The organism is Streptomyces argenteolus (assembly GCF_042902585.1).
Lineage (GTDB): Bacteria > Actinomycetota > Actinomycetes > Streptomycetales > Streptomycetaceae > Streptomyces > Streptomyces argenteolus.
Genome location: NZ_JBIBEG010000001.1, coordinates 549,385 through 573,964 on the forward strand (window position 1 = coordinate 549,385; position 24,580 = coordinate 573,964).

Genomic DNA, 24,580 nt, shown 5'->3' on the forward strand with positions numbered 1-24,580 from the left:
TACCCGGAGCTTGGCCTAGACCTTTAGGGGTGTCAAGGGTGTATAAGAAGTGCACTCGCGTCCGTTATCGGACCGACACCTGAGGGAGGGCGACGACCCGTGACGAGGCCGTGCCACCATGTGAGCCGCTACAGACGGAGGAGCCGGTGACGGCAGCAACGCATCAGTCGGGAAGGCGGGCCATGGGTGCCGACGGGGGCAGCAGTACGAGCGAGACCGGTGCGGGTGCGCGTACGGCGCGCGTCCCGAAGTACTACCGGCTCAAGCGCCATCTCCTCGACATGACGGACACCATGCCGCCGGGCACCCCGGTGCCGCCCGAGCGGACCCTGGCCGCGGAGTTCGACACCTCGCGCACCACCGTGCGCCAGGCACTCCAGGAGCTGGTGGTCGAGGGCCGGCTGGAACGCATCCAGGGCAAGGGCACCTTCGTCGCCAAGCCGAAGGTCTCCCAGGCCCTGCAACTCACCTCGTACACCGAGGACATGCGCGCGCAGGGCCTCGAACCCACCTCGCAGCTCCTGGACATCGGGTATGTCACGGCGGACGACACGCTCGCAGGCCTCCTGGACATCACCACGGGCGGCAGGGTCCTGCGGATCGAGCGACTGCGGCTCGCGAGCGGTGAGCCGATGGCCATCGAGACCACCCACCTCTCGGCCAAGCGCTTCCCCGCGCTGCGGCGTTCACTGGTGAAGTACACCTCCCTCTACACCGCTCTGGCCGAGGTGTACGACGTCCGGCTGGCCGAGGCGGAGGAGACCATCGAGACCTCCCTCGCCACTCCCCGCGAAGCGGGGCTGCTCGGGACGGACGTCGGCCTGCCGATGCTCATGCTGTCCCGTCACTCGATCGACGGACACGGCGAACCGGTGGAGTGGGTGCGCTCGGTGTACCGGGGCGACCGCTACAAGTTCGTGGCCCGCCTGAAGCGTCCCAACGACTGAGACACCGACGGCAGTACGACCCCACCGGTCCTCCCGCGCCCGCGCGGGGGGACCGGTCGTTTTCGGGCGACACCGGACCGTTGCAGGACCGCAATGCGGACGGGGGGTGACGGTGGCCGGATCTCTCGCCTAGATTTCCTGCGCATTACACCAGGTGATCAGCGAGGGGACGGAGTCGCCAATGCCAGCGGAAAACGATGCGAAACCACCGGTGGTGACACCCACCAGAGTGGTCATCGCACTCTGCCTGATCGCCCCGTTCGTGGCGATGCTCTGGGTGAGCTCGTACGCGAAGGTCGACCCGACCTTCATAGGCATTCCGTTCTTCTACTGGTACCAGATGCTCTGGGTGCTGCTCTCCACCGCGCTCACGATGGTCGCGTACAAGCTGTGGCAGCGTGACCAGCGCGCCCGCAAGGGAGGTGCTTCCGCATGAAGGACGGCGTGAACGGCGTCGCACTCGCCGTGTTCATCTTCTTCTTCCTGGCCGTCACGGTCATCGGCTTCATGGCCGCGCGCTGGCGCAAGGCCGAGAACGAGGCCAGCCTCGACGAATGGGGCCTGGGCGGCCGGTCGTTCGGCACCTGGGTGACCTGGTTCCTGCTGGGCGGCGACCTCTACACGGCGTACACCTTCGTCGCGGTGCCGGCGGCGATCTACGCGGCGGGCGCGGCGGGCTTCTTCGCCGTCCCGTACACGATCCTCGTCTACCCGCTGATCTTCACCTTCCTGCCGCGCCTCTGGTCGGTCTCGCACAAGCACGGCTACGTCACCACCTCGGACTTCGTCCGCGGGCGCTTCGGCTCGAAGGGGCTCTCGCTGGCGGTGGCCCTCACCGGCATCCTCGCCACGATGCCGTACATCGCGCTCCAGCTGGTGGGCATCCAGGCCGTGCTGGACGTCATGGGCGTCGGCGGTGGCGAGACCACCCACTGGTTCGTCAAGGACCTGCCGCTGCTGATCGCGTTCGCGGTCCTCGCCGCGTACACGTACTCCTCGGGTCTGCGGGCGCCCGCGCTCATCGCGTTCGTCAAGGACGGTCTGATCTATCTGGTCATCGCCGTGGCGATCATCTACATCCCGATCAAGCTCGGCGGCTTCGACGACATCTTCGCCAAGGCGAGCGACGCGTTCTCGGCGAAGAACGAGGCCGCGGGCAAGCCCGTCGCGGGCCTCGTCCCGGGCGAGATGGGCCAGTGGGGCTACGCCACGCTGGCTCTGGGGTCGGCGCTGGCCCTCTTCATGTACCCGCACTCGATCACGGCGACGCTCTCCAGCCGCAGCCGTGAGGTGATCCGGCGCAACACCACGATCCTGCCGCTGTACTCGCTGATGCTCGGCCTGCTGGCCCTGCTCGGCTTCATGGCGATCGCCGCCGGCGTCAAGGTGGACAACGGGCAGCTGGCGATCCCCCAGCTATTCGAGAACATGTTCCCCGACTGGTTCGCGGGCGTGGCCTTCGCCGCGATCGGTATCGGCGCCCTGGTGCCCGCGGCGATCATGTCGATCGCCGCGGCGAACCTCTTCACCCGCAACATCTACAAGGACTTCATCAAGCCGGACGCGACCCCGGCCCAGGAGACCAAGGTCTCCAAGCTGGTCTCGCTGCTGGTCAAGGTGGGCGCCCTCGCCTTCGTCCTCACCATGGACAAGACGGTCGCGATCAACTTCCAGCTGCTGGGCGGGATCTGGATCCTCCAGACGATGCCGGCCCTGGTCGGCGGCCTGTTCACCCGCTGGTTCCACCGCTGGGCGCTGATCGCCGGATGGGCGGTCGGCATGATCTACGGCACGGTGGCGGCGTACGGCGTCGCCAGCCCGACCCAGAAGCACTTCGGCGGCTCCTCGAAGGAGATCCCCGGCATCGGCGAGATCGGCTACATCGGTCTCACCGCCTTCGTGCTGAACGTCGTCGTCGTGGTCGTCCTGACCTTCGTCCTCAACGCGGTGAAGGCCCCGGCCGGCGTGGACGAGACCTCCCCCGCCGACTACACGGCGGACGTGGGCGACCCCGGCGTCCAGGCCGAGCTGCCCCCGGCCACGGTGGGTGCCCCCGGAGGGGGTCACTGACCTCGCGGCAGTGGTGAGACGTACGACTCCGTCCCGGCAGGGCCCCCCTGCCGGGACGGAGTCGTTCCGGCCCCCTTCCCACGGGGCCGGAAGCGGGGAGGCGCCCGAAATCGAGGGCGCCTCGCACACCTCCTGCGGCAGACTTCCCCTCATGGACGTATCGATCGGACCGGTTCTGCCCGCTCAGTTCGAGGAGCTGGGCGAGATCACCGCCCAGGCCTACCTCGGCGACGGGCTCCTGGACTTCGGAGCCGAGGACCCTTACCTGGAACAGCTCCGCGCGGTCGGCCGACGGGCGGCCGAGGCCGAGGTGCTGGTCGCGCAGGACGCGGAGGGCCGGCTGCTGGGAGGCGTCACCTACGTCGCTCCCGGCAGCCCGTGGGCCGACATAGCCAGGGAGGACGAGGCGGAGTTCCGGATGCTGGCCGTCGCCCCGCGGGCCCGGGGCCGGGGCGCCGGGGAAGCCCTCGTACGGGCCTGCGTCGACCGGGCGCGGTCCGCCGGAGGACTGACCGGACTCGTCCTGTCGACGCAGCCGGCCATGCTGGGCGCCCACCGGATCTACCGGCGCCTCGGCTTCGCACGGACTCCGGAGCGCGACTGGTACCCCCTCCCCGATCTTCCGCTGCTGACATTCCGACTGCCGCTGTGAGCCCTCACGACACAAGATGTGGGGGCTGCTTCATTCAGCAGCCCCCACATGTATGCTCGACCTCGCTGTCGCCGCAGGGGAATCCGGTGCGAATCCGGAACTGTCCCGCAACGGTGTGACCGGCGCGCTCCCGCGCACCGGCGAAGTCCGAAGACCTGTCGACAGTGCGTCCGGCTCGACCGAACCGGACGCCGAGACGTCCGGGCCCCGCGGAGGGCCGGTGGACGCCGTGCACACCGTGCCGCCCTCCCCCGGGCATCGCCGTGCCCGGCTGCCCCCGCTCCCGCAGGCACCGAGCCGAGCGAGGGATAGCCCCAGTGACCATCGCGCCAGCCGATCCGGTTTCAGCCGCGGAATCCGAAGGCCGCACGAACGACGCGCCCGGGACCGCACTGCTGCGGACCCTGACCGGCCTCACCGCCGATCTCCCCGACACCGACCCCGGGCGGGTCGCCGCAGCCGCGCTCCGGGGCCGCAGCGCGCGGGCGGACGAGGCGGAGCTGCGCTCGCTGGCCACCGAGGCCGCCGCGGGGCTGATCTCCGAGGACCCGGCGTACTCCAGGCTGGCCGCCCGCCTCCTCACCCGGGCGGTGGCGGAGGAGGCGGCCGGGCAGGGCGCCGTCTCCTTCTCCGCGTCGGTCGCCGTGGGACACCGCGAAGGCCTGATCGCGGACCGCACGGCGGAGTTCGTCACGCTGCACGCCGAGGCCCTCGACTCCCTGGTCGAGCAGGCCCTCGCCGACGGCGCCGACGACCGCTTCGGCTACTTCGGCCTCCGGACGCTGCACAGCCGCTATCTGCTGCGTCACCCGCTCACGCGCCAGGTCGTCGAGACCCCGCAGCACTTCATGCTGCGCGTGGCCGCGGGCCTCGCCGAGGACACCTCCGCGCGGGCGCTGGAGGAAGTGGCCGCGCTGTACCGGCTGATGAGCCGTCTCGACTACCTGCCCTCCTCCCCCACCCTGTTCAACTCGGGCACCCGTCACCCGCAGATGTCGTCCTGCTACCTGCTGGACTCCCCGCTCGACGAGCTCGACTCGATCTACGACCGCTACCACCAGGTGGCGCGCCTCTCCAAGCACGCGGGCGGCATCGGGCTCTCCTACTCCCGTATCCGCGCCCGCGGTTCACTCATCCGGGGGACGAACGGGCACTCCAACGGCATCGTGCCGTTCCTGAAGACCCTCGACGCCTCGGTCGCCGCGGTCAACCAGGGGGGCCGCCGCAAGGGCGCCGCCGCCGTCTACCTGGAGACCTGGCACGCGGACATCGAGGAGTTCCTCGAGCTGCGCGACAACACCGGCGAGGACCAGCGGCGTACGCACAACCTCAACCTGGCGCACTGGATCCCGGACGAGTTCATGCGCCGCGTCGACGCGGACACCGAGTGGTCGCTGTTCTCCCCGGCGGACGCGCCCGAGCTGGTGGACCTGTGGGGCGACGCGTTCGACGAGGCCTACCGTGCGGCCGAGGCGAAGGGGCTGGCCCGCAAGACGATGCCGGCGCGTGAGCTGTACGGCCGCATGATGCGGACCCTCGCGCAGACCGGCCAGGGCTGGATGACGTTCAAGGACGCCTCCAACCGCACGGCGAACCAGACCGCGGAGCCGGGCCGGGTCGTCCACTCCTCGAACCTCTGCACGGAGATCCTGGAGGTCACCGACGACGGTGAGACGGCCGTGTGCAACCTGGGTTCGGTCAACCTCGGTGCGTTCGTCGACGGCGGTTCGATCGACTGGGAGCGGCTGGACGCCACCGTCCGCACCGCGGTGACCTTCCTCGACCGCGTCGTGGACATCAACTTCTACCCCACGGAGCAGGCCGGCCGTTCCAACGCCCGCTGGCGCCCCGTGGGCCTGGGCGCGATGGGTCTCCAGGACGTCTTCTTCCAGCTGCGGCTGCCGTTCGACTCCCCCGAGGCCCGCGCGCTGTCCACGAAGATCTCCGAGCGGATCATGCTCGCCGCGTACGAGGCCTCCTGCGACCTCGCCGAGCGGTCGGGACCGCTGCCCGCCTGGTCCGAGACCCGGGCCGCGCGCGGTGTGCTGCACCCCGACCACTACGCCACGGAGCTGAACTGGCCCGAGCGCTGGGACGCCCTGCGCGCCCGGGTCGCGAAGAGCGGGATGCGCAACTCGCTCCTCCTCGCCATCGCGCCCACCGCGACGATCGCCTCGATCGCCGGGGTGTACGAGTGCATCGAGCCGCAGGTCTCCAACCTGTTCAAGCGCGAGACGCTCAGCGGTGAGTTCCTCCAGGTCAACGCCTACCTGGTGGACGAGCTGAAGAAGCTCGGCGTCTGGGACGCCCGCACCCGTGAGGCACTGCGCGAGGCGAGCGGCTCGGTGCAGGGCTTCGCCTGGATCCCCGAGGAGGTGCGGGCGCTGTACCGCACGGCGTGGGAGATCCCGCAGCGCGGTCTGATCGACATGGCGGCGGCCCGCACCCCGTTCCTCGACCAGAGCCAGTCGCTGAACCTGTTCCTGGAGACGCCGACGATCGGCAAGCTCTCCTCGATGTACGCGTACGCCTGGAAGCAGGGGCTGAAGACGACGTACTACCTGCGTTCGCGTCCGGCGACCCGGATCGCCCGTGCCGCGTCCGGTCAGGCGCCGGCCGCCGCCACCGTCCCCGTCCAGCAGGCGCAGGCTCCCGACGCGGACGCCATCGCCTGTTCCCTCGAAAACCCCGAGTCCTGCGAGGCCTGCCAGTGATGAGCTCCAGCCAAGAGAAGAACCTGCTCGACCCGGGGTTCGAGCTGACCCTGCGTCCCATGCGCTACCCGGACTTCTACGAGCGCTACCGGGACGCGATCAAGAACACCTGGACCGTCGAGGAGGTCGATCTCCACTCGGACGTCGCCGACCTCGCCAAGCTGTCGCCGGGTGAGCAGCACATGATCGGCAGGCTGGTCGCGTTCTTCGCGACGGGTGACTCGATCGTCTCCAACAACCTCGTGCTGACGCTCTACAAGCACATCAACTCCCCCGAGGCGCGGCTGTACCTGTCACGCCAGCTGTTCGAGGAGGCCGTGCACGTCCAGTTCTACCTGACGCTGCTCGACACCTATCTGCCCGACCCGGAGGACCGTGCCGCGGCCTTCGACGCGGTCGAGGAGATCCCCTCCATCCGGGAGAAAGCGCAGTTCTGCTTCCGCTGGATGGACTCGGTCGAGAAGATCGAGCGGCTGGAGACGAAGGCCGACCGCCGGCGTTTCCTGCTCAACCTGATCTGCTTCGCCGCGTGCATCGAGGGGCTGTTCTTCTACGGCGCCTTCGCGTACGTCTACTGGTTCCGCTCGCGCGGTCTGCTGCACGGTCTCGCCACGGGTACCAACTGGGTGTTCCGTGACGAGACGATGCACATGAACTTCGCCTTCGAGGTCGTGGACACCGTCCGCAAGGAGGAGCCGGACCTCTTCGACGAGGCGCTCCAGCAGCAGGTCACCGACATGCTGCGGGAGGCGGTCGAGGCGGAGCTGCAGTTCGGCCGTGACCTGTGCGGCGAGGGCCTGCCCGGGATGAACACCGAGTCGATGCGCCAGTACCTGGAGTGCGTCGCCGACCAGCGGCTCACCCGGCTCGGCTTCCCGCCGCTCTACGGCTCCGAGAACCCGTTCTCCTTCATGGAGCTCCAGGGGGTGCAGGAGCTGACCAACTTCTTCGAGCGCCGGCCCTCCGCGTACCAGGTGGCGGTGGAGGGGTCGGTCGGCTTCGACGACGACTTCTAGATCCTGGCCCAGGACCTGAGGTACGGGCGCCGCGTCGCCGTGACGGGCAGCGCGGCGCCCGCCGTTCCCGGGGGTTGGGGCACCCGGCGGAGTTCCGCTTCCCGGAGTTCGCGGTCGATGCGGCGCTCCCGGGCGAACCCGACGAGCGCGGGCAGCAGGACGAGGGCGAAAAGTGCGGCTATGGACAGGTAGCTCAGGAATGTGTTCATGGCTCCACTGTCGCCTGACGGCCCGGATTTCGTCAGTGGCAGGACTGTCACACACCATCGAATTACTGCCACACTGGCGCCATGCTGAAGAATGTCGCTGTTCTCCTGCTCGACGACGTCCACCCCTTCGAACTCGGCGTCCTGTGCGAGGTGTTCGGACTCGACCGTTCCGAGGAGGGGCTCCCGGTGCACGACTTCGCCGTCGTCTCCGCCGAGGGCCCGACCCTGCGGACCCACGCCGGGTTCTCCATCAGCGCGCTCTGCGAGCTGGACCGGCTGGAGGAGGCCGAGCTCATCGCCGTCCCGTCGGGAGGCCGCTTCGCGGAGCGCACCTACCCGCCGGAGGCCCTGGACGCGCTGCGCCGGGCCGTGGAGCGCGGAGCGCGGGTCCTGAGCGTCTGCTCCGGCGCCTTCGTCCTGGGCGCGGCCGGGCTGCTGGACGGCCGCCGCTGCACCACGCACTGGCGCCACGCCGACGAGCTGGCCCGGCGCTTCCCCGAGGCGCGGGTGGAGCCGGACGTGCTCTACGTCGACGAGGGCCCGGTCATCACGTCCGCGGGGACTGCCGCGGGCATCGACGCCGCCCTGCACCTGGTCCGCCAGGCGTACGGCCCGACCGTCGCGAACACCCTCGCGCGCCGCATGGTGGTGCCCCCGCACCGGGACGGCGGTCAGGCGCAATACATCAAGCGCCCGTTGCCGCCCACCCCGTGCGACACGGTCGGTGAGACGCTCGCCTGGATGGAACGCCATCTCCACGAGGAGCTGACCGTCGAGCAGCTGGCCGCCCAGACCCACATGTCGCCCCGGACCTTCGCCCGCCGCTTCCAGCAGGAGACCGGCACCACGCCGTACCGCTGGCTGCTCCGTCAGCGGGTGCTGCTGGCGCAGCACCTCCTGGAGACGTCGGACGAGACGATGGACACGATCGCGGGCCGGACGGGGTTCGGCACCGCGGCGGCGCTGCGCCATCAGTTCGTACGCGCGCTCGGCACCACGCCGAACGCGTACCGCCGCACGTTCCGGGGGCCGGCCGGCCTGGTGGAGGTGGCCTGACCGGACGGCCCCCGGGCCGTCAGATGCCGCAGCTGGAGGCCGACCAGAAGTGGCTCGGCCCCTGGTTCACGTGGATGTGGTCGCCGTGGCCGGGGTAGCCCGGGCCGAGGATCCCGTTGAAGCCGTGGTAGCGGGCCTGGAGCGCGATGGTGCAGAGCGAGTGGGCTCCCGCGCCGAGGTCGACGGCGTCACCGTACAGATGGCGGCTGTTGGTGGCTCCGCCGACCGCCGCGTTGCAGGAGGTGGACCGGAAGCCGCTGGTGACGCGGAGGGGCTGGTCGCCGAGCGCGTGCCGCAGGGCCTCCAGCTTCCACATGCTGCTGAGGGCGTTGGCCTTGGCCGTGCCCGCGGCGACCGCTCCACCCGCCCAGGTGCTGTTGCAGGTGTTGAGCTCCGGGTAGGTGAAGTGGATGGGGGTGCAGTCGTCGTCCTGGAGCGCGTAGAGCTTCGACTGCGTGGCCGGGCCGGCGATGCCGTCGGCGGCGAGCCCGTACGCGGACTGGAAGCGCTTGACCGCCGCCGTGGTGGCGGGGCCGTACGAGCCGTCGATGGCGAGCACGGAGTTGTAGCCCGGGTAGCCGGCCACCCGGATCTGGAGCTGGGTGACGTCGTTGCCCGTGGCTCCGGGCGACAGCGTGCGGGTCCAGGTGTAACAGCCGTCCGCCTGTGCGGAGCCGGCGGTGACGAGGGCCCCGCCGACGGCGAAAGCCATGGTCATGACAAGGCCGAGCAGCAGATGTGCGGTACGTCTGAGCATGGGGGGTCTCCCTGCGCGAAGAGTCGTGCCCTGCGGTGTAGGGGTGAGCCTGGCGGACAGGTCGACGCGCGTCAACTACGCACCGGAGAAGGCTGGTTGGCCAACACCGCCGCGCGCGGGCGCGCCGCGCCGCCGGAGCGGGCGCGGACAGCGGGATGGGCCCCGCCGGACGGCGGGGCCCATCCCGGGAGTCGCGGGATCAGTCGTTCGGGACGACCTCGTAGCGCGGCGTTCCCTCGGCCATCTGCTTCAGCGCGTCCTTGCGGTCCCGCTTCGAGAGCCGGTCGATGTACAGGTAGCCGTACAGGTGGTCCGTCTCGTGCTGGAGGCAGCGCGCGAAGTAACCGCTGCCCCGCACCTTCACCGGGTTCCCCTTGGCGTCCTGGCCGCGCACGACCGCGTAGTCGGGGCGGGCGAGAGAGGCGTAGGCCGTCGGCACGGAGAGGCAGCCCTCGTTGGAGTCGTCGAGGTTGCGCTGCTCCGGGGCCAGGTCCTCCAGCACCGGGTTGCAGATCGCACCCACGTGCCGCACCCCGTCGTCGTCCGGGCAGTCGTAGACGAAGACCTTGAGGTCCACACCGATCTGGTTCGCGGCCAGGCCCACGCCCTCAGCCGTGCGCTGGCTGGCGAACATGTCGTCGATCAGCTGTGCCAGCTCGTCACCGAACTCCGTGACGTCACTGCACTCCTTGTGCAGCACCGGGTTGCCGACCACCGTGATCGGGCGTGAGGTCCCGCGCTCGCGGTGCGCCGCCTCACGCGCCTCGCAGTCCTCGGTGTCCACGACGAATCCCTCGTCGTCCACACCGGCCTGCTGGTCCGTCTCCTGCTGCGACATGTCCGCCGTACGCCTTCCTGCAAACCTGAACCCGTGAGTACCCGCACCGGAATCGGTGCCCGTACAGCCTACGGGCACCGCTCAGCAGACTTCTTCCAGATCCCGCCACTCGCGGCTGTCCGGACTGTCCGCCACCCAGCCGTCCAGCAGCCCGCGCACCAGCGCGGCGGGGGCCGCTATCCCGCACTCACGCTCCGGCACCCAGAGGTCGCCCGCAGTGCGGTGCCCGAGGGGGCCGGGGTGGCCCGGCTCGCTGTGGTCGTGCGGGTCCAGGTGCTCGCCGTCGCCCTCGTCGCTCTCCATCCGGCTCTCCGAACAGGCCCGGCAGAGCAGCCGTACGGAGGAGGACCAGTCCTCCGCCGCGAACCCGGCGTCCGAGGCCAGCTGCTCCAGCGCGTCCCGGTCGGCCTCGGTGGCCGCTTCCAGCAGCACCACCCAGGTGGGGACCGGAGAGGGCGCCCACAGCTCGATCTCGTCGAAGACCGGGTAGGACGGACCGGCCGCCGTGACCCGCTCGCCGTTCGGCACACCGTCGTGCAGGACGACCTCGCCCCAGCGCCGCCCCGAGGACGGCAGCGGGATCGACAGCACCTCCATGCGCGCCGGATCGAGCCTGCGGCCCCAGACGACCTCGGCCTCACCCTCGGGCGAGAGCCGCACGGCCGCGCTGCCCAGCTCCATGCCCGTGGGCTCGCTGTTGGACGCCGCGTTGTGCTGGCCGCTGCCCGGCACCTTCAGCCCGTAGGCCTGCCAGGCCCTGCGGGCCAGTGGCCAGTCCTGGAGCGCCGTGGCGGCGATCCCGACGTTCCACCAGTCCGGAGCCCCGGACTCCCGGTCGAGCAGCGCGACGGCCCGCAGACCGGCGGCCCGCGCCTGCTCCCAGTCGTGCCTGAACTTGTGCAGCAGCGCGAGATTGAACCAGGACTCGGAGAGCCAGGGCTCCAGGTCCGCCGCGCGCGTCAGCAGCGCCCCCGCGTCCTCGTACCGGCCGTCGCCGATCAGCGTGAACGCGCGGTCCGTGGCCTGCCGCCAAGAGGCGGACGGCCGATGCCGTACCTTCCCGAAGATCCTCACGATTCCCGCCTGTCCCGACTGGACACCCTCGTTTTCCGCTCTCCTTCGCATCCAACCATGCCGGGCCGGACGCTCGCTCATTACCCATGGGTTACCCAGCCCGCACCGGGGCCAGACCACCCCGCGCCAGGACTCTGGCCAAGGCTTCGACGACCTGCGGCTGGTAGTCGCGCCCGGTGCCGAGCCTGAGCTGCTCCAGGGCCCCCAGGGGGCCCTTGACGCCTTCCCCGCACAGGTCGTCGTACGCATTGACCGTACGGACGATCCTGGCGGCAGTCTGCTGTTCCCGGTACGGATCCGCCTGCTGTTCCACCACGGCGGCGACCGCGGGGTCCACCCCGGTCTGGCGGACCACCTCTCCCCCGAGCAGTGCGATCCTGCGCTGCTCGGCGGCGGGGAGGACGGCGGTCGCCCCGTCCGCCACCGGATCGACGAGCGAGAGCTGCCCGATGTCGTGCATCAGTGCCGCGTACTCCAGCACCGTCAGCTCGGGTCCGGCCAGTCCCAGCTCCCGGCCCACGGCCGTGGAGAGGTCGGCCACCCTGCGGGCGTGCCCGTGCGGGGTGTAGCCCGCGATCTCCGTGGACCGGGCCAGCGAGGCGATGGTCTGCCGGTAGGTCGTGCGGACGGCGGCGTACCGGCGGAACGACACCTGGGTGAGCAGCAGCGGTACGCACAGGACGGGCAGCGCCCACAGCCCCGCCACCGCCACCCCGAGGGCCATCACCACGCCGGTCGCGCAGACGGCGGAGCCGATGCCGCTGAGGGCGTGGAGCTCGTCGCGCAGCTGCGGGCCGAAGCGTCGGCCCGTGCCCGCCGTCAGGGCGGCGAGGACGGCGTCGCACAGGGCGGTGAGGAGCAGCAGCAGGAGCAGGAAGAGCGCCACGTACGGCCCCTGGCCGAGCCAGCGCTCCGAGAGGCCGGACTGCTGGAGCGGCCGGCAGCAGACCGCCGCGAAGCCGACGGTCAGGACACGGCGGGCCAGCTGGTCCGGGGCCGGCCCGCTGCCGCGTGCCACATGGGGCACCGAGGCGAGCAGCTGCGCCGCGACGACGACGGTGATTACCTGCGGGACGCCCTGCGCGGTGGGCTCACCGCCGCTGCGCCCGAGCAGCGCGTACGCGAGTGCGCCCGCCGCCCCCAGGGGCGCCGGTTCACGCTCACCGGGCTGGGCTCCCCATCGGGCCAGTTCGCCGACGGTGATCAGCAGACCGAAGGCGAGGGCGTGGCCGGGCTCGGCGACGCCGTTCCACAGGGTGTGCCCGAGCGCGGCGACTGCGAGGAGGAGCGCGGTGGCGCGGACCACGAGGGCGGCGGGCGCGGGACCCCGGGGCGTCACCGGGGCTGCCCCGGCCGGCCGGCGGTTCCCGTGTCCTGGGTGCCCTGCGCGGTCCGCTTCTGCTGCGGCAGACCGGCCGGCGCCTCCTCGGAGGTGACCGTGTTGGCCGCGGCGGACCAGCCGTGGCGGTCGACGGCGCGTGCCAGGGCCCGGACCATCCTGGGGTCGAACTGGCTTCCGGCACAGCGTTCGAGCTCCTCCACGGCCGCCGGCACCGGCCGTCCCCGCCGGTAGGAGCGGGTCGAGGTCATGGCGTCGAAGGCGTCCGCGACGGCGACGACCCGGGCGAACTCGGGGATCTGCTCGCCCGCGAGGCCGTACGGGTAGCCGCTGCCGTCCAGCCGCTCGTGGTGGTGCAGGATCGCGGCGCGCGCCTCGTCGAGGAAACCGATGCCCCGGACGATCTCGTGCCCGTACTCCGGATGCAGTTCGATCACCCGCCGTTCCTCCGGGGTCAGCGGCCCGTCCTTGCGCAGGACGCGGGTCGGCACACCGAGCTTGCCGACGTCGTGCAGGATCCCGGCGAAGCGGAGCGCTTCCATCCGGCTTTCCTCCATGCCCAGTTCACGGGCGATCAGTTCGGAGGCCCGCCCCACCCGCTCGCTGTGGCCCCGGGTGTACCCGTCCTTGATGTCGACGGCCTGGACGAGTGCCCGGATGGTGGCGCGATGAGCGGCGTGCCGGCGGTGGTACTGGGCGAAGACCCAGCAGGAGATGTACATCGGCAGCAGGACGACCAGCGCCGACACCGGGCCGTAGGTGCTGCGCCAGAGGACGGCCATCATCAGCCCTGCGAGCGCGTGCACCAGGTGCGGCCCGACGGCGCCGGCCGCCGGCCCCCGCCAGGCGTGCCGGACGGCCACCCGCTCGGCCGTGGCGAGGATGCCACCCTCCAGAGCGGCCCACACGAGGCTGAAGACGAGCGCCGCCGCGCAGGCGGGCACGAGGGCGTACGGGAGGTTCGGCACGGCGCCGCCCGCTCCACCGAGCGCGGCGGGTCCGCCCAGGAGTCCGTAGGCCCAGGAGGCCGCCGCCACGGTCAGGGCGAGCTGCGCGGCCCGCCAGATCCGGCGCGCCGCCACGGGGGGTTGCTCCACCCGGCCCGCCAGCGCCCCGGGCACGGCGACGAGGGCGGCCTCGGACGGCGGGAGCAGGAAGGCCGCCGCGAGCAGCAGGGGGAAGAACGATCCGGCACCGATCGGCACGGAACCGCCGAGGAGGCGGTGGCGGCCCGGAAGGTCGCAGGCCACGCAGAGCGCGGCCAGGAGGCCGAGCGTGCCCCACGGCGTGTCGGCCCCCGGGACCGCGGCGGGGAGAGCGCTGAGTGCGGCGCAGACGGCGACGCACAGGATGTAGACGCGCGCCGCCTCCGGTGTGCCTCTCACCCGTACCGCCCCGCCCCCCGGCTCCGTCAATGGAGGCGCCAGGCTAGCGAGTTGGGGGGCGGCGAGGTTCCGAACGGAGTGGATTACCACATTCGGGTGACATGGCACGCCTCTTGGGGTGCCGTCGGCCGGTGCCGTGCGAGAGCAGCGCACGCCGGGGTGCGCCGCCGGACCTCGGTCCGGCGGGCCCTACGGCGGTCAGCCGGCCGAGGGTGACGTCATTCGGCCGCTGCCGCCGGCCGGTCGGCCCCGCCCAGGGACACGTCCTGCCCGGGCACGGCCTGACCGGAACGGATCAGGTCGATCCGTCCCATCACCTTCGAGCGCAGGTCGGCGGGGACGTCGTCCTGCCCGCAGCAGCGCTTGACCAGCTTCTTCACGGCCTGCTCGAGGCCGTACTTCTCCAGGCACGGGGAGCACTCCTCGAAGTGCACCTCGAACTTGGTGCAGTCGCCCTCGGGCATCTCATGGTCGAGAAACTCGTAGAGATGATCGAGAACCTCTGAGCAATCCGTCTCGTGCGGCTCTCCGCAGCTCATGAGGCCGAGCCTTTCGTGTCGTCCGACTCACCGGCTCCGGCCGGGACGAGTCCGCGCTCACGCGCGTAGTCCTCCAGCATGCCGCGCAGCTGACGGCGTCCCCGGTGCAGCCGGGACATCACCGTACCGATGGGTGTCCCCATGATGTCCGCGATCTCCTTGTAGGCAAAGCCCTCTACGTCGGCGAGATACACGGCGATGCGGAACTCTTCGGGGATCGACTGCAGTGCGGACTTCACGTCGGAGTCCGGCAGGTGGTCGAGTGCCTGGGACTCGGCCGAGCGCAGACCGGTCGACATGTGCGACTCGGCGCGCGCCAGCTGCCAGTCCTCGATCTCCTCGGCGGCACTCCGCTGGGGCTCGCGCTGCTTCTTGCGGTACGAGTTGATGAAGGTGTTGGTGAGGATGCGGTACATCCACGCCTTGAGGTTCGTGCCCTCACGGAACTGGTGGAAGGAGCCGTACGCCTTCGCGTACGTCTCCTGGACGAGATCCTCCGCGTCGGCGGGGTTGCGCGTCATGCGCAGCGCGGCCGAGTACATCTGGTCGAGATATCCGAGAGCGTCCCGCTCGAAGCGCGCGTTGCGTTCGGCAGTCGTCTCCTGCGCACGGCCGTCGTCGGTCCCTGTGTCGGTCCCAGTGACCGGACCCACCTCCTCCAACGATGTGGCGGAACCGAGGCCGGACCCGCTCGCATCGGAGAATAGTCGACCTTGCTTCCGCGCGGGCTGACGACCGGCTCCACCCTCGGCCCGCGCCGGGGTGACCCTGTCCGCACGAAGCACCGTCCACTCCAGCTCTGCGGCGTTCGAGCGGCTCGGGCAGATGGTCGAACCCATGCGACGGACTCCCTCTCGACATACGGCGTTGTTGTACCGACACCAGCCACAACAGCCGCCCCGCGTGCAGCATTCCCGGGGTGCGGGAGGGGCCGTGGATGTGAGGAGAACTACGTTCCCGTACGCGGCCCGGCCGCCCGCCGCAGGCGAGTCCGTCCGTCCGTACGGCGACCACGGAAGGCCCCGGGGACGCCGGAGCCCGTCCGCCCTGCCGCCCTCACGGCCGGCTCAGGCAAGCCCTTCCAGCCATGCCGCCACCGCCCCGGTCAGCAGCTCCATCGCCTGATCCTCGGTCAGCGGCGCCTTCTTCGGTACGGCGAACCCGTGATCGGCGTGCGGCACCTCGACGAGTCCGTGCTGCCCCGGGGGGAATTCCTCCGGCCGCCCGAACGGGTCGCGGCCTCCCTGGACGACGAGGGTGGGCAGGCCCGTCCCGAGCAGTTCCTCCGCCCTGGACTTCTCCGGCCTGCCCGGCGGGTGCAGCGGGAAGCTCAGGGCCAGCACCGCACGGGCGCCGAGCTCCGCCCCCGTTCGGCAGGCCACCCGCGCCCCCGCACTACGGCCGCCCGCGACCACGGGAAGGCCCGGGGCCGCCAGCGCCGGCCAGAGACCACGCCAGCCGGTGTCCAGGGTCCGCGGCGCCGGGGCCAGCTTCTTCCCGGCCACCCGCCACGGCTGCTCGACCAGCGCGACCGTCACCCCGTGCCCCGGCAGCGCGGCGGCCAGCGCCTGGAGGTCCCGCGCCTCGATGCCGCCCCCCGCCCCATGGCTGACGGCGAGCACCAGACGGGCTCCCTTCGCGGGGATCCAGGTGATCCTGGCCTCCCCGGCGTCCGTCATGACGGTCTCGGTCCGCTGCGCTGTCCCTGATGTACGGCTCACGGCACCATCCTGCCGGTCAGAAGAGCGTGCCCACCTCAGGCGCGGCCAGCTCCTCCAGCAGCTCGGGGCCGTTGTTGCGGACGTTGCTGACGGCGGTGGCCACGGGGTAGGCCCGCATCAGCCCTCCGGGCGGCGGCTCCAGCAGGCCCTTCAGCTCCTCCAGGTCCGTACGCGAGGGATCGAGCCAGGCGTCCCACCGGTCCGGCGTGAGCATCAGCGGCATCCGGGGGTGGATCTCGGAGAGTGAGGACGGCCCCTCCGCCGGACCCACGGCCAGCGGTGACGTCTCCGCCTCGGTGGTGATCACGGAGCAGGTGACCCACCAGGCCTGCGGGTGGTCGTCGGGGAGCGTCCGGTCCCGCCAGAAGTCGTACAGCCCCGCCATGGCGAAGACGGAGCCGTCGGCGGGGGTCACGAAGTACGGCTGCTTGCGGGGCCGCTTCCTCCTCCCCTTCTCCTCGAGCTGCCGCTCGTCGGCGCCGGTGACCCACTCGTAGTAACCGTCGGCGGGCAGGATGCAGCGCCGGGAGACGAAGGGGCGGCGGAAGGACGGCTTCTCGTGGACGGTCTCCGCACGGGCGTTGATCATGCGGGCGCCGCCTTCCGGCGACTTCGACCAGGACGGCACGAGTCCCCACTTCAGGACGCGCAGCTGGCGAACCGGACGCCCGTCCTCTGCGTCCTTCACAGGACGGTCCAGAACCGCGTAGACCTCCTTGGTCGGCGCCACGTTCCAGTCGGGCTCCAGGGTCTCGGTGGGTTCCCACCTCTCCACGCCGAAGAGTCCGGTCAGATCCTCTGGCCGCCGGCTGGCCGCATACCGTCCGCACATAAGTGCCAGACTGCCACGACCCGCCGTCCGAGTGGACGCCGATCCCTCCACCACATCGAGGAGCCGCCCTCACCATGGACAGCACCGAACTGGGCGATCTCTGGGATCGCGTCTTCGGCACCCAGCCCGCTCCTGAGCAGTGGCTCGTGGTCGTCACCGCCACGGCGGCGCTCGCCGTCGTCGTCCCGAACCTCATATGGCGCCTCTCGCGCAACGCGATCACCATCGCGCACGAGGGCGGTCACGGCCTCGTCGCCCTGCTCACCGGGCGGCAGCTCTCGGGCATCAGGCTGCACTCGGACACCAGCGGCCTCACCGTCAGCCGTGGCAAACCCACCGGTATCGGCATGATCCTCACCGCCGCGGCCGGCTACACCGCGCCCCCGCTGCTCGGCCTGGGCGGTGCCTGGCTGCTGACCAACGGCCGGATCACCCTGCTCCTCTGGCTGGCGACGGCGCTGCTGGCGGTGATGCTCGTGATGATCCGCAACCTGTACGGGGCGCTGACGGTCATCCTCACGGGGACCACCTTCCTCCTGGTGTCGTGGCTCACCTCGGCCGACGTGCAGTCCGCGTTCGCGTACACGGTGGTCTGGTTCCTGCTGCTGGGCGGCGTGCGCCCGGCGTTCGAGCTCCAGTCCAAGCGCAGGTACGGCGGTGCGCCCGACTCCGACGCCGACCAGCTGGCCCGCCTGACGCACGCGCCGGCCGCGATGTGGCTGTTCCTCTTCCACGCGGTGTCGCTCTGCTCGCTCATCGGCGGCGGACGCTGGCTGCTCGGGCTGTGAGGGCGCGCGAGCGGGGGTGGCTGGGAGGATGCCCTGTACCACCCTTGGGTTACACCCCGGTTTCCTCCCATTTGATCAGGATCTGGGATTGCGGCGAGCCACTAAAGTGAGGGGCATGACCGAGAGCCCCGTGCACCCCGCCCTCTGGCCCGCCCCCCGTGCGACCGGAGCCGTCGACGCGACCGTCACCGTGCCCGGATCGAAGTCGGTCACCAACCGCGCCCTCGTCCTCGCGTCGCTCTCCTCCGAGCCGGGGTGGCTGCGCCGCCCGCTGCGCTCCCGCGACACCCTGCTGATGGCCCAGGCCCTGCGCGCGATGGGCGTCGGCATCGAGGAGGGCGTGGGCCCCGACGGCTCGGGTGAGGCCTGGCGGGTGATCCCGGCCGGTCTGCACGGTCCGGCCAAGGTGGACGTAGGCAACGCGGGCACGGTCATGCGCTTCCTGCCGCCGGTGGCCTGCCTCGCCGACGGCCCCGTCCACTTCGACGGCGACCCCCGTTCCTACGAGCGGCCCCTGCACGGCGTGATCGACGCGCTGAAGTCGCTGGGAGCCCGGATCGACGACGACGGCCGCGGGGCGCTGCCGCTGACCGTGCACGGCGCCGGCGCGCTGGACGGCGGGCCGGTGGCCGTCGACGCCTCCTCGTCCTCCCAGTTCGTCTCCGCTCTGCTGCTGTCCGCCCCCCGGTTCAATCAGGGGGTGGAGGTACGCCACACCGGCTCGTCGCTGCCCTCCATGCCGCACATCCGTATGACGGTGGACATGCTGCGCTCGGTCGGGGCCCAGGTCGACGAGCCGGAGACGGGCGGCGAGCCGAACGTCTGGCGGGTCTCCCCCTCCGCCCTCCTCGGCCGCGATCTGACCGTGGAGCCGGATCTCTCGAACGCCCAGCCCTTCCTGGCCGCCGCGCTGGTGACCGGCGGCCGGGTCACCGTCCCCGACTGGCCGCTGAGGACCACCCAGCCGGGTGACATGCTCCGGGAGATCTTCACCGAAATGGGTGGCACGTACGAGCTGACCGAGCGGGGACTCACCTTCACGGGCTCCGGCCGCATCCGGGGCATCGACGTCGACCTGGGCGAGGTCGGTGAACTGACGCCCGGTATCGCGGCCCTCGCCGCCCTCGCGGACTCCCCCTCCACGCTGAGCGGCGTCGCCCATCTGCGGCTGCACGAGACGGACCGGCTCGCGGCGCTGACCAAGGAGATCAACGGCCTCGGCGGCGACGTCACGGAGACCGCCGACGGCCTCCGGATCAGCCCCCGCCCGCTGCACGGCGGCGTCTTCCACACGTACGACGACCACCGCATGGCGACGGCGGGCGCGATCATCGGCCTCGCCGTGGCGGGGGTGGAGATCGAGAACGTCGGCACGACGGCCAAGACCCTCCCGGACTTCCCGGAGATGTGGACCGGCATGCTCGGGGAACCCTCCGGCGCCGTGGGCGTCTCGCCAGGGGCGCTGGGCGTCTCCGCGGGCCGGCGCGAGGGCTGAGGGCATGCGCCGCTACGGGAAGAACCCTGACGAGGACGACATCCGCGTCCGCCCCAACCCCAAGGGCAACCGGCCGCGTACGCACACCCGCCCCAAGCACGAGGACGCCCAGGACGGCATGGTGCTCACCGTGGACCGGGGCAGGCTGACCTGTCTGGTCGAGGACCGCACCGTGACGGCCATGAAGGCCCGCGAGCTGGGCCGCAAGGCCGCGGTGGTCGGCGACCGGGTCTCCCTCGTGGGTGACCTCTCCGGCGCCAAGGACACCCTGGCGCGCATCGTGCGGATCGGCGCACGCACGTCGGTGCTGCGGCGCACGGCGGACGACGACGATCCGTTCGAGCGGGTGGTCGTCGCCAACGCCGACCAGCTGGCCATCGTCACCGCGCTCGCCGACCCGGAGCCCCGCCCGCGCATGATCGACCGCTGCCTGGTGGCGGCGTACGACGGTGGGCTCACCCCGCTCCTGGTGCTGACCAAGTCGGACCTGGCCTCGGCGGACAAGCTACTGGAGGCCTACACCCCGCTCGGCGTGCCGTACATCGTCACCAGCCGCGAGGAGCTGGAGAACGGCGGCGCAGCCGACCGGGTGCGCGAGTTGCTGAACGACCGGGTGACGGCGTTCGTCGGGCACTCCGGGGTCGGCAAGACGACCCTGGTCAACGCCCTGGTACCCAAGGACCGCAGGCGGACCACCGGGGTGGTCAACGCCGTCACGGGACGCGGCAGGCACACCACGACCTCGGCCCTCGCGCTGCCGCTGCCGGACGGCCGTGGCTGGGTGGTCGACACCCCGGGCGTGCGCTCGTTCGGGCTGCACCACGTCGACCCCTCCCGGGTGATCAACGCCTTCCCCGATCTCCAGCCGGGCACCGAGAACTGCCCGCGCGGCTGCACGCACGACGGCCAGGAGCCGGAGTGCGCCCTGGACGCCTGGGTCGCGGAGGGACACGCCGACCCGGCGCGGCTCGACTCCCTCCGTCGGCTCCTGTCGACCCGGGAACGCCGCGAGGGTGACTGAGGCTGCCCTGGGGGATCCGGCGCCGTCCCCCGGGAGTGCGCGGCCGGTCGGCGCCCTACGGCGACTGCCCGACTCGCGCACGTTTGCGAGCTCTCCGGCCCGGTAAGGGCATAATCGCGTCGAGCGGGACGAACGTCACCTACGTGGAAGGCACCTGACGATGGCGTGGTTGCTTGTCGTGGTCGCCGGACTGCTGGAGACCGGCTTCGCCGTGTGCCTGAAGCTCTCCCACGGGTTCACCCGCCTCTGGCCGACCATCGCCTTCTGCGTGTTCGCGCTCGGAAGCTTCGGTCTGCTGACGCTGTCCCTCAAGAAGCTCGACGTGGGCCCCGCCTACGCGGTGTGGACGGGCATCGGCGCGGCGGGCACGGCGATCTACGGCATGGTCTTCCTCGACGACGTGGTCTCCACGCTGAAGCTGGTGTCGATCTCGCTGGTGATCGTCGGCGTGATCGGCCTCCAGCTCTCCGGCTCCTCGCACTGAGCGGCCCCTGTCCCCCGGCGGACCGCCGGCACCAGGGTGTAGGAGAGCGCGAGCCGCAGCGCGGTCTCGCAGGCCAGCTCCAGTTCCGCGTGGTCCAGCCGCCGGGGCCCGCGCTCCATCGCGGCCACGGCTCTGTCCCGTACGAGCGTGAGCAGTTCGGCGGGCGTGGGGGTGGGCGGCGCCGGGGCGGCCGGTCCCGCGCGGCGCCCCGCGTACGCGGCGCCCGGCCTGGGTAACCGCTCCCCCCAGACGCCGGTGAGCAGCGCCTTGACCAGCACGTTCGCCCGCGCCGCCCGGACCGTCCAGCGGGCCACCTCCGCCGGTTCGTCCCCCTGGGCCCGGGCCTCACGGAGCGCCTGTTCGACACCGGACAGATAGCCCTCGGCCGCGCGACGGATCAGCGCGCGCGCCAGGCCGTCCTTGCTTCCGAACTCGTTGTAGAGGGTCTGCCGGGAGACCCCCGCCCCGGCCGCCACGTCGACCATGCGCACGGCCGTCCACGGCAGGGTGGAGAGCGCCGATTCCGCGGCGTCCAGCAGTGCTTCTCGCGCCGTAGGCATCGTCGCCTCCCACGCCAGGGGTCTGCGCTTCAGAGTTGACGCGCCCGGCAGGGCTGTCAAGGGTCCGCGCGCACGGGGCGGGGCACCGCCGCCGGCGCCCACGGGGTCGTGTAGCCCGCCCGGGTGGCTGTGGATACTGTGACGGCATGCCCGATTACCACGATGATCTGCGCCTGGCCCATGTCCTGGCGGACGCCGCCGACGCGGCGACGATGGACCGGTTCAAGGCTCTGGACCTCAAGGTCGAGACCAAGCCGGACATGACCCCGGTGAGTGAGGCCGACAAACACGCCGAGGAGCTGATCCGTGGGCATCTCCACCGCGCGCGCCCGCGTGACGCCATCCTGGGCGAGGAGTACGGCGTCGAGGGCACGGGGCCGCGGCGCTGGGTCGTCGACCCGATCGACGGCACGAAGAACTACGTACGGGGTGTCCCCGTCTGGGCCACGCTGATCTCCTTGATGGAGGCGGGCGAGGACGGCTTCCAGCCGGTGGTCGGGGTCGTCTCGGCCCCCGCGCTCAACCGCCGCTGGTGGGCCGCCAAGGGCGCGGGGGCCTTCACCGGCCGCAGCCTGACGTCCGCGACCCGGCTGAGCGTGTCGAAGGTCGAGCGCATCGCGGACTCCTCGTTCGCGTACTCCTCACTGACCGGCTGGGAGGAGCAGGGCCGGCTCGACGGCTTCATGGATCTGACGCGGGCCTGCTGGCGCACCCGCGGATACGGGGACTTCTGGCCGTACATGATGGTCGCCGAGGGTTCGGTGGACATCTGCGCGGAACCCGAGCTGTCCCTGTGGGACATGGCGGCGAACGCGATCATCGTCCAGGAGGCGGGCGGGCGGTTCACCGGTCTGGACGGGGTCTCCGGTCCGGGCGGCGGCAACGCGGCGGCCTCCAACGGGCTGCTGCACGACGAACTGCTGGGCTATCTCAACCAGCGCTACTAGGACGCCACCCGGCGAAGGGCCCCGGGAGCGCCGGGGTCCTTGTCGAGCTCCCTCCGGAGTGCCACTCTGAGAGTCCCCCCACTTGTGAACTTGTGAAACGCCTCACGAGGGCGGCTTCGCAGGTCACTCCTCGAAGGAGGTGGCTCCCTTCATGCTCGTCCGCGACGCCATGAGCACGCTGGCCCTCACCATCGGCCCCGCCCATACGCTCCGGCAGGCCGCCCGGCTGATGTCGGCCCGGCGCATCGGAGCAGCCGTCGTCCACGACCCGGACACCTGCGGGCTCGGGATCATCACCGAGCGCGACATCCTCGACGCGGTCGGCGCGGGGCTGGACCCCGACGCCGAGACGGCCGCCACCCACACCACCACCGACGTCGTCTTCGCCTCTCCCGCCTGGACGCTGGAGGAAGCCGCGGAGGCCATGACCCACGGCGGTTTCCGGCATCTGATCGTGCTGGACGGCGAAGGGCCGGTCGGCATCGTCTCGGTGCGCGACATCATCCGGTGCTGGGCGCCCGCCAGGCGGCGGCACGCCGGCATGGTGCTCTGAGCGGCGGCCGGGCGGCGCCACCCTCCCGCCCGGGCCCTCGCGGGTCCGGACACGACGACGGGCCGGACCCCCCTGAGCCAGGGGGGTCCGGCCCGAAGCCGACGGCAAGCGCCCGTATCAGCCGCGAAGGGCCTGGACCGCGGCTTCCAGCCGCTTGCCGAAGTCTCCGTCGGCCTGACGGAAGTTGTTGATCGCGCGCTCGGCGATGTCGTCGCGCGAGACCTTGGAGATGAACCCGGCGAGGTTGTCGATCAGCCGGTCCTTCTCGTCCTCGGAGAGCAGCCGGTAGAGGTTGCCGGCCTGCACGAAGTCGTCGTCCTCGGCGTGCAGCGGCGTCTCGTGGTTGCCCGTACCTCCCGTGACCGGGATCGGCTCCCACAGGGGCCGGTCGGTCTGGACCGGGCCGCCGAAGCTGTTCGGCTCGTAGTTCTTCGTGCCCTTGTGGCGGCCGTCGTAGAGGTAGCCGTCACGGCTGTTGGTGCGCGCCTCCGTGGCGTGCGGGCGGTTCACCGGCAGGTGGTCGGCGTTGATGCCGACACGGTAGCGGTGGGCGTCGCCGTACGCGAAGAGACGGCCCTGGAGCATCTTGTCCGGGGACGGCCCGATGCCGGGAACGAAGTGCGCCGGGCTGAAGATCGACTGCTCGACCTCGGCGAAGACGTTCTCCGGATTGCGGTTGAGCTCCAGCTTGCCGATCTCGATCGGCGGGTAGTCCGCGTGCGGCCACACCTTGGTCAGGTCGAACGGGTTGAAGCGGTACGTGGCCGCCTCCGCCGCGGGCATGATCTGGACCTGGACCGTCCAGGACGGGAAGTCGCCACGCTCGATGGCCTCGCGCAGGTCACGCTGGTGGCTGTCCGGGTCGACACCGGAGAGGCGGACGGCCTCCTCGGTGGTGAGGTTCTTGATGCCCTGGTCGGTCTTGAAGTGGTACTTGACCCAGAAGACCTCGCCGGCCTCGTTGTTCCACTGGAACGTGTGCGAGCCGAAGCCGTCCATGTGACGGTACGAGGCCGGGATGCCACGGTCACCGAAGAGCCAGGTCACCTGGTGCGTCGACTCGGGGGAGAGACCCCAGAAGTCCCAGACGTTGTCCGCCTCCTGCGAGCCGGTGTACGGGTCCCGCTTCTGGGTGTGGATGAAGTCGGGGAACTTGATCGCGTCCCGGATGAAGAACACCGGGGTGTTGTTGCCGACGAGGTCGTAGTTGCCCTCCTCGGTGTAGAACTTCAGCGCCCACCCACGGGGGTCACGCACCGCGTCGGCGGAACCGAGGTTGCCCGCGACGGTGGAGAAGCGCAGGAAGGTCTCGGTCTGCTTGCCGACCTCCGAGAGGAACTTCGCGCGGGTCCACTGCGAGACGTCCCGGGTCAGCGTGAAGGTGCCGTACGCACCGGCGCCGCGGGCGTGCACGACGCGCTCCGGGATGCGCTCGCGGTTGAAGTGGGCGAGCTTCTCCAGAAGCGCCTGGTCCTGAACGAGAACCGGTCCACCCGGGCCAGCGGTCTCGCTGTTCTGATTGTCGGCTACCGGAGCGCCGGCCTCCGTGGTGAGCGGTCCCTGAGTCACGCGCGCCTCCTGCG

The 24,580-nt window shown here is 71.2% G+C and carries 25 protein-coding genes and 1 riboswitch; of the genes, 13 read left to right on the forward strand and 12 right to left on the reverse strand.

Annotated elements, in window-relative coordinates; translation table 11 throughout:
- Positions 1-182: 182 nt before the first annotated feature.
- From ACFY8O_RS02410 to ACFY8O_RS02435, 6 genes are all read left to right on the forward strand, one after another.
- The gene (locus ACFY8O_RS02410) at positions 183-947 is read left to right on the forward strand and encodes a GntR family transcriptional regulator (protein ID WP_387898048.1); all 765 of its coding nucleotides are present in this window, start codon (positions 183-185) and stop codon (positions 945-947) included.
- A gap of 181 nt (positions 948-1,128) precedes the next feature.
- Complete coding sequence (locus ACFY8O_RS02415) at positions 1,129-1,383, forward strand: DUF3311 domain-containing protein (RefSeq protein ID WP_145803315.1); 255 nt, start codon at positions 1,129-1,131, stop codon at positions 1,381-1,383.
- Positions 1,380-3,017, forward strand: a complete 1,638-nt coding sequence (mctP, locus tag ACFY8O_RS02420) for a monocarboxylate uptake permease MctP (RefSeq protein WP_387898052.1) — start codon at positions 1,380-1,382, stop codon at positions 3,015-3,017. The genes ACFY8O_RS02415 and mctP overlap by 4 nt, the downstream gene beginning before the upstream one ends.
- A 151-nt stretch (positions 3,018-3,168) precedes the next feature.
- The gene (locus ACFY8O_RS02425) at positions 3,169-3,669 is read left to right on the forward strand and encodes a GNAT family N-acetyltransferase (RefSeq protein WP_387898055.1); all 501 of its coding nucleotides are present in this window, start codon (positions 3,169-3,171) and stop codon (positions 3,667-3,669) included.
- A gap of 52 nt (positions 3,670-3,721) precedes the next feature.
- Positions 3,722-3,846: riboswitch (cobalamin riboswitch) on the forward strand.
- Between the two features lie 140 nt (positions 3,847-3,986).
- On the forward strand, positions 3,987-6,383 hold the full coding sequence (locus tag ACFY8O_RS02430) for a ribonucleoside-diphosphate reductase subunit alpha (protein ID WP_387898058.1): 2,397 nt from the start codon (positions 3,987-3,989) through the stop codon (positions 6,381-6,383).
- Positions 6,383-7,399 carry a ribonucleotide-diphosphate reductase subunit beta gene (locus ACFY8O_RS02435; RefSeq protein WP_145803323.1) on the forward strand — a complete coding sequence of 339 codons (1,017 nt, stop codon included), beginning with the start codon at positions 6,383-6,385 and terminating at the stop codon, positions 7,397-7,399. Before ACFY8O_RS02430 ends, ACFY8O_RS02435 begins: the two co-directional genes overlap by 1 nt.
- On the opposite strand, the gene ACFY8O_RS02440 is transcribed toward ACFY8O_RS02435, so the two are convergent.
- Positions 7,396-7,608, reverse strand: coding sequence for a hypothetical protein (locus ACFY8O_RS02440; RefSeq protein WP_387898061.1), 213 nt, complete (start codon positions 7,606-7,608; stop codon positions 7,396-7,398). The genes ACFY8O_RS02435 and ACFY8O_RS02440 overlap by 4 nt on opposite strands.
- An 81-nt stretch (positions 7,609-7,689) precedes the next feature.
- Between ACFY8O_RS02440 and ACFY8O_RS02445 the strand changes: the two genes are divergently transcribed.
- On the forward strand, positions 7,690-8,664 hold the full coding sequence (locus tag ACFY8O_RS02445) for a GlxA family transcriptional regulator (protein ID WP_387898064.1): 975 nt from the start codon (positions 7,690-7,692) through the stop codon (positions 8,662-8,664).
- A gap of 19 nt (positions 8,665-8,683) precedes the next feature.
- On the opposite strand, the gene ACFY8O_RS02450 is transcribed toward ACFY8O_RS02445, so the two are convergent.
- From ACFY8O_RS02450 to ACFY8O_RS02490, 9 genes are all read right to left on the reverse strand, one after another.
- Positions 8,684-9,421, reverse strand: coding sequence for a D-Ala-D-Ala carboxypeptidase family metallohydrolase (locus tag ACFY8O_RS02450; protein WP_145803328.1), 738 nt, complete (start codon positions 9,419-9,421; stop codon positions 8,684-8,686).
- Positions 9,422-9,620: 199 nt separating this feature from the next.
- Positions 9,621-10,259, reverse strand: a complete 639-nt coding sequence (gene def / locus ACFY8O_RS02455) for a peptide deformylase (protein ID WP_145803330.1) — start codon at positions 10,257-10,259, stop codon at positions 9,621-9,623.
- Between the two features lie 81 nt (positions 10,260-10,340).
- Positions 10,341-11,333: a tetratricopeptide repeat protein gene (locus ACFY8O_RS02460; protein ID WP_387898066.1), complete on the reverse strand. Its 993-nt coding sequence runs from the start codon at positions 11,331-11,333 to the stop codon at positions 10,341-10,343.
- Positions 11,334-11,424: 91 nt separating this feature from the next.
- On the reverse strand, positions 11,425-12,672 hold the full coding sequence (locus ACFY8O_RS02465) for an HD-GYP domain-containing protein (RefSeq protein WP_387898068.1): 1,248 nt from the start codon (positions 12,670-12,672) through the stop codon (positions 11,425-11,427).
- A complete protein-coding gene (locus ACFY8O_RS02470) occupies positions 12,669-14,057 on the reverse strand; it encodes an HD-GYP domain-containing protein (protein ID WP_387898071.1) in 1,389 nt (462 codons plus the stop codon). Before ACFY8O_RS02470 ends, ACFY8O_RS02465 begins: the two co-directional genes overlap by 4 nt.
- Before the next feature lie 218 nt (positions 14,058-14,275).
- A complete protein-coding gene (rsrA, locus tag ACFY8O_RS02475) occupies positions 14,276-14,596 on the reverse strand; it encodes a mycothiol system anti-sigma-R factor (protein WP_145803338.1) in 321 nt (106 codons plus the stop codon).
- Entirely contained in the window at positions 14,593-15,249 is a 657-nt protein-coding gene (locus ACFY8O_RS02480) for a sigma-70 family RNA polymerase sigma factor (protein WP_187281824.1), read from the reverse strand. Before ACFY8O_RS02480 ends, rsrA begins: the two co-directional genes overlap by 4 nt.
- A gap of 414 nt (positions 15,250-15,663) precedes the next feature.
- Entirely contained in the window at positions 15,664-16,275 is a 612-nt protein-coding gene (locus ACFY8O_RS02485) for an alpha/beta hydrolase family protein (protein ID WP_387899527.1), read from the reverse strand.
- 58 nt (positions 16,276-16,333) lie between these two features.
- Entirely contained in the window at positions 16,334-17,149 is an 816-nt protein-coding gene (locus ACFY8O_RS02490) for an SOS response-associated peptidase (RefSeq protein WP_387898074.1), read from the reverse strand.
- A gap of 74 nt (positions 17,150-17,223) precedes the next feature.
- Between ACFY8O_RS02490 and ACFY8O_RS02495 the strand changes: the two genes are divergently transcribed.
- The 4 genes from ACFY8O_RS02495 (at position 17,224) to ACFY8O_RS02510 (ending at position 20,937) form a co-directional block, all read left to right on the forward strand.
- Positions 17,224-17,937 (forward strand): M50 family metallopeptidase, encoded by a 714-nt coding sequence (locus ACFY8O_RS02495; protein WP_145803346.1) that lies wholly within the window; start codon positions 17,224-17,226, stop codon positions 17,935-17,937.
- 115 nt (positions 17,938-18,052) lie between these two features.
- Positions 18,053-19,432 (forward strand): 3-phosphoshikimate 1-carboxyvinyltransferase, encoded by a 1,380-nt coding sequence (gene aroA / locus ACFY8O_RS02500; RefSeq protein ID WP_145803348.1) that lies wholly within the window; start codon positions 18,053-18,055, stop codon positions 19,430-19,432.
- 4 nt (positions 19,433-19,436) lie between these two features.
- On the forward strand, positions 19,437-20,453 hold the full coding sequence (rsgA, locus tag ACFY8O_RS02505) for a ribosome small subunit-dependent GTPase A (protein ID WP_387898078.1): 1,017 nt from the start codon (positions 19,437-19,439) through the stop codon (positions 20,451-20,453).
- A 160-nt stretch (positions 20,454-20,613) separates the two neighbouring features.
- A complete protein-coding gene (locus tag ACFY8O_RS02510) occupies positions 20,614-20,937 on the forward strand; it encodes a DMT family transporter (RefSeq protein WP_145803350.1) in 324 nt (107 codons plus the stop codon).
- Here the strand turns inward: ACFY8O_RS02510 and ACFY8O_RS02515 are convergent.
- Positions 20,829-21,497: a TetR/AcrR family transcriptional regulator gene (locus tag ACFY8O_RS02515; RefSeq protein WP_145803352.1), complete on the reverse strand. Its 669-nt coding sequence runs from the start codon at positions 21,495-21,497 to the stop codon at positions 20,829-20,831. The two genes, ACFY8O_RS02510 and ACFY8O_RS02515, sit on opposite strands and share 109 nt — an antisense overlap.
- A gap of 146 nt (positions 21,498-21,643) precedes the next feature.
- On the opposite strand from ACFY8O_RS02515, the gene hisN reads away from it, so the two are divergent.
- Both hisN and ACFY8O_RS02525 read left to right on the forward strand, forming a co-directional pair.
- A complete protein-coding gene (hisN, locus tag ACFY8O_RS02520; protein ID WP_145803354.1) occupies positions 21,644-22,444 on the forward strand; it encodes a histidinol-phosphatase in 801 nt (266 codons plus the stop codon).
- A 151-nt stretch (positions 22,445-22,595) separates the two neighbouring features.
- Entirely contained in the window at positions 22,596-22,997 is a 402-nt protein-coding gene (locus tag ACFY8O_RS02525) for a CBS domain-containing protein (RefSeq protein WP_387898083.1), read from the forward strand.
- A gap of 117 nt (positions 22,998-23,114) precedes the next feature.
- On the opposite strand, the gene ACFY8O_RS02530 is transcribed toward ACFY8O_RS02525, so the two are convergent.
- Positions 23,115-24,566: a catalase gene (locus ACFY8O_RS02530; RefSeq protein WP_387898086.1), complete on the reverse strand. Its 1,452-nt coding sequence runs from the start codon at positions 24,564-24,566 to the stop codon at positions 23,115-23,117.
- Between the last annotated feature and the right edge of the window lie 14 nt (positions 24,567-24,580).